2 protein-coding genes, 1 tRNA gene and 1 pseudogene are annotated in these 3,444 nt (G+C 62.1%); all 4 read left to right on the top strand.

Features of this window, described 5'->3' with window-relative positions; genetic code table 11:
* A partial coding sequence (locus EN906_RS37825) for a hypothetical protein (RefSeq protein WP_206529180.1) occupies positions 1–297 on the top strand: 297 nt, incomplete at its 5' end.
* Complete coding sequence (locus EN906_RS27475) at positions 285–1,448, top strand: M20 aminoacylase family protein (protein WP_127266677.1); 1,164 nt, start codon at positions 285–287, stop codon at positions 1,446–1,448. The genes EN906_RS37825 and EN906_RS27475, both read left to right, overlap by 13 nt.
* Positions 1,449–1,531: 83 nt before the next feature.
* Positions 1,532–1,608: transfer RNA gene (locus tag EN906_RS27470), tRNA-Arg, on the top strand.
* 525 nt (positions 1,609–2,133) lie between these two features.
* Positions 2,134–3,444 (top strand): annotated as a pseudogene (locus EN906_RS38525) (hypothetical protein); the annotation flags it as partial.

Genomic DNA, 3,444 nt, shown 5'->3' with positions numbered 1-3,444 from the left:
GGCCCGGCCACGACCGACAGCGCGATTGTGCCAACCGAGAATAGTTTGAGGAAATGCCTGTACCGCATGATCAAATCCGAAATCGCCTCTTGCCGTAGTCGCCCCTGGCTCCGTAAGATTTCGTTACGCGATCGCCAGCATGATTGGTCCGACCCTCAAAAACCGGACCGCATCGTTGCGGTGCTATTTACCCTATGTGACGCCAAGATGGCAAAGTGCCTGGCGATCACAATTGCAAGGCAGCGGACGACACCCGCCTGTCCCAACAGCGAGATGGAACCATCATGCCAATCCTGAACCGTGCCGCCGAAATGCAGGACGAAGTTGCCGGCTGGCGCCAGCATCTGCACCAGACGCCAGAACTGAACTTCGACGTCTTCAAGACCGCCGCCTTCGTCACCGAGAAGCTGAAGGCTTTCGGCTGCGACGATGTGGTCACCGGCCTCGGCAAGACCGGCGTCGTCGGCGTCATCCGCGGCCGCCAGGGCGAAGGCCCCACCATCGGCCTGCGCGCCGATATGGACGCGCTGCCGCTCAACGAGATCACAGGCAAATCCTACGCCTCGACCATCCCCGGCAAGATGCACGCCTGCGGCCATGACGGCCACACGGCGATGCTGCTGGGCGCGGCCAAATACCTCGCCGAGACGCGCAACTTCACCGGTTCCGTGGCGGTGATCTTCCAGCCGGCCGAAGAGGGCGGCGGCGGCGGCAACGAGATGGTCAAGGACGGCATGATGGAGCGTTTCGACATCTCAAGGGTGTTCGGCATGCACAACATGCCGGGCCTGCCCGTCGGGCAGTTCGCCATCCGCCCGGGCCCGATCATGGCGGCGACCGCCGAGTTCACCATCACCGTGCGCGGCAAGGGCGGCCACGCGGCGATGCCGCACGGCACGATCGACCCGATCGTCATCACCAGCCAACTGGTCGGCGCCTTGCAGACGATCGCCTCGCGCAGCACCGATCCGGTCGAGGCCGTGGTGGTGTCGGTGACCAAGTTCCACGCCGGTGACGCCTACAACATCATCCCCGAAACCGCTGAAATCGCCGGCACCGTGCGCACCTTGCGCAAGGAGATCGCCAAGAAGTCCGAAGAGCGCATCCGCAGCATATGCGACGGGCTGGCGACCGCGTTCGGGGCAAAGATCGAGGTCGACTACCAGGCAAATTATCCCGTGACCTTCAACCACGCGGAAGAGACGGTGTTTGCCGGTGATGTCGCGATGAGTGTCGCCGGCGACGCCCATGTCCACCGCGGCATCCAGCCGGTGATGGGCGGCGAGGATTTCTCCTACATGCTCGAAGCCCGCCCCGGCGCCTTCATCTTCATCGGCAATGGCGACACCGCCGGTCTCCACAACCCGGCCTACGACTTCAACGACGAGGTCATCCCGCACGGCATGAGCTACTGGGTGAAACTGGCGGAAACCGCGCTGGCCGCCTGACGACGGCAGCGCAAAGCCGGCCGAATTGCCATCGGCCGGCCTCTTGGCGAAACGATCCGAAGCGGCTATGTGTCTGGCCGCGTGGTCCCGTAGCTCAGTAGGATAGAGCGGCAGATTCCTAATCTGTAGGTCACAGGTTCGATTCCTGTCGGGATCACCACGCATTTTCACCAGCTTAGCAACTGACGTCGTACTTTTCGCGAAACAGTACGACGAATTCTAATTTCGCCGGGAATGCATCGCCGAACAATCCAGCTTCGCTCCGAAGAGCGGGCACTACAATGGCCCTTTTGTCTGGCCGAAGGCTGCCGGCAGGATCATTGCGAGGTGATGGTTGACCGTGGTGCGCTGTGACCTAGCTTAAGTTCATGATGGACAGTCAAGAGCCGGGAAGTGGCTTGTCCGCACCGGCGAACTCTCGCGAGGTTGATATGCAGAGGCGCAAATCGGCGTCTCAGGGCCCCGCATGTGTCCTTGGTCGGGCATTGCCCGCCAAGGAATATCAACTGCGGCGATCTATCAGCGCGCGACCGGCGCCCCGCCATCCGCAACAATTCGCAAGTACCAGAAGGATCCCGACGAAAGCGACGTTTCGAGGGCGGTAAGCCTTGGCCAAAGCCAAGGCGGATGACCAGACATCGCTTTACGAACTTGACGATACACCCCAGAACGCACGGGCACGGCAATGCCAAATTATCTTGCCGAAATGTATGCAAACGACGTAAATTTGGCCATTCTGATCGCAGTGGTGACGCTTGCATCGGTGGGCGTCTATCTTGTGCTCCGGCGTATCCTTGCCGCGGTGCGACGACGCCGCCTTGCAGCGTTTGACGAAGGCAGATCCGGTATCGCCGACGAGGCTTCTTGGGAATGGGAAAGCCCGGCCGGACTTGTCGCCGGACCTGCTTCTTCCAAGGCTGCCAACCCCTTGCATGCGGTCGGCCTGGATGTTCGGGCTCAAAATACCAACTACTCTCGGTTCGGAGTGCGAATCGAGCATTTCGCCGCGACATCCGAACCCAGCGGGAGCTCGTTAGTGACCGGTGCTCCTGCACCGAACAGTGTGCAGTCTGGCCGGCTTGCAGCATCCATCAGCGCGATCGCGGAACGTGGGAAGCGGATTTGCGGGTCGGCATGGGACCAATTGCGCCATAGAGCTTCACCGCCAAAAATTGCTCCGTTGGCCTATGCTGCGGATCGCGGTTTGAATTTCACAGCGCAGATGGGAGATCCCGACCCGGCCATGGCGCCTGCCTCAAACCCTGTCGTTCGCAGGCCGATCGTTCTTGTATCGCGCTTGGGTCTCGCCGCCATTTGTCTGGCCGCGCCGATTGGCTATGCGATGACGAGACAAATCTGGGTCGAAAGCGCTTCCGCCATCTCGCAAACCCAAGACCAGGCCCATCGAGCCCTTTCGCGCCCGTTAGGACCTCAGGCGAGTGCCGAATTGCTTGGCCCGGATCTCACGGCTAACCAGGCGCAAGCCGGCACGGATCGTGCTCAGGCTGCCGCTGCGAGACAATTGGCCGACCAGGAGCACCGGGCGGCGGAAGGCGAGCGTACCAGGAGCGCCGCTCTGCAGGGAGCGCTCCTCGAGGCGAGCAAGCAGATCCACACGCTGAGGGCAAGCATGGCAGCTGCCGATGACGCGCGCGAGGAGCGGTTGCGCAATGAACTCGCGGCGGCCCGCACTCTTGACGCGTTGCGGCGCATTGCGGGAGATGCCCGCACGATGCTGAGCGAGGCCACCAGCTATGTCCTTGAGGAGATGCCCGCTGCTCATCTCGAGCAGGAGCAGGCCCAAAGGCAGGCGCGCGATTTATCGCAAGCGCGCGTCCAAATTGAACAGCTTCAGACCGAGGCCGCCGAGGATCGCGCCACGGCCAAGGCTTCACTGGCGCAGGCGAGCGGCATGCTCGACGACGAACGCCGGAAGGCGGAGCTGCTTCGTGGCGATCTCGCCGAAGCGAAACTGGCCAATGCCGCACTCATGAAG

Origin of the sequence: Mesorhizobium sp. M7A.F.Ca.CA.004.06.1.1, assembly GCF_003999135.1 — a bacterium.
GTDB lineage: Bacteria > Pseudomonadota > Alphaproteobacteria > Rhizobiales > Rhizobiaceae > Mesorhizobium.
Note: the sequence above shows the minus strand (reverse complement) of the source record. Positions and strands in the feature narration are given on the sequence as shown.